Genomic DNA, 938 nt, shown 5'->3' with positions numbered 1-938 from the left:
TGCTGTAACTGGTAATGTTTCTCCACCTTTTAGGTCTTCATTCGCAGGTATATTTATAACATAGTTACCATTGTCATCTGTAGTTCCTGTCGCTGTTGTGCCATCCGGGAACGTCACTGTTACTGTTGAACCTGGCTCGGCTTTACCTGTGATTGTTTTGTCTTCACTTGTCACTGGGTTCACAGTTGGTACTGTTGGTGCCGTTGTATCTGCGACTGTTGTTGTTGCTTTATCAGATTTATTTCCATCTTTGTCTGTTGCTGTAACTGGTAATGTTTCTCCACCTTTTAAGTCTTCATTAGATGGAATGTCGATGACATAGTTACCATTATCATCTGCAGTTCCTGTCGCTGTTGTTCCGTCTGGGAACGTTACTGTTACTGTTGAACCTGGCTCGGCTTTACCTGTGATTGTTTTATCTTCACTTGTTACTGGGTTCACTGTCGGTACAGATGGCGCTGTTGTGTCTGTTACCACTGTTGTTGCTGGCTCTGATTTATTACCATCTTTGTCTGTCGCTGTAACTGGTAACGTTTCTCCGCCTTTTAAATCTTCATTCGCAGGAATGTTTATTACATAGTTACCATTATCATCTGTAGTACCAGTTGCTGTTGTGCCATCTGGGAACGTTACTGTCACTGTTGAACCTGGTTCAGCTTTACCAGTAATTTGTGTATCGTCACTTGTCACTGGATTGACAGACGGTACTGTCGGTGCTGTAGTATCTGTCACTGTTGTTGTTGCTTTATCAGATGTGTTGCCTGCTTTATCTGTCGCTGTAACTGGTAATGTTTCTCCACCTTTTAAATCTTCATTAGCTGGGATATCAATCACATAGTTACCCTCATCATCTGCAGTGCCAGTTGCTGTTGTGCCGTCTGGGAACGTTACTGTGACTGTTGAGTTTGGTTCTGCTGTTCCAGTAATTGTTTTATCTT

1 protein-coding gene is annotated in these 938 nt (G+C 42.5%); it reads right to left on the bottom strand.

The annotated features are described in order from the left end of the window. Positions 1-938: Ig-like domain-containing protein (locus HMPREF3125_RS03310; protein WP_256278061.1), on the bottom strand; the 938-nt coding region annotated here is incomplete at both ends.

The sequence above is a fragment of the Staphylococcus sp. HMSC13A10 genome (assembly GCF_001808005.1).
In the GTDB taxonomy this organism is placed as follows: domain Bacteria; phylum Bacillota; class Bacilli; order Staphylococcales; family Staphylococcaceae; genus Staphylococcus; species Staphylococcus pasteuri.
Note: the sequence above shows the minus strand (reverse complement) of the source record. Positions and strands in the feature narration are given on the sequence as shown.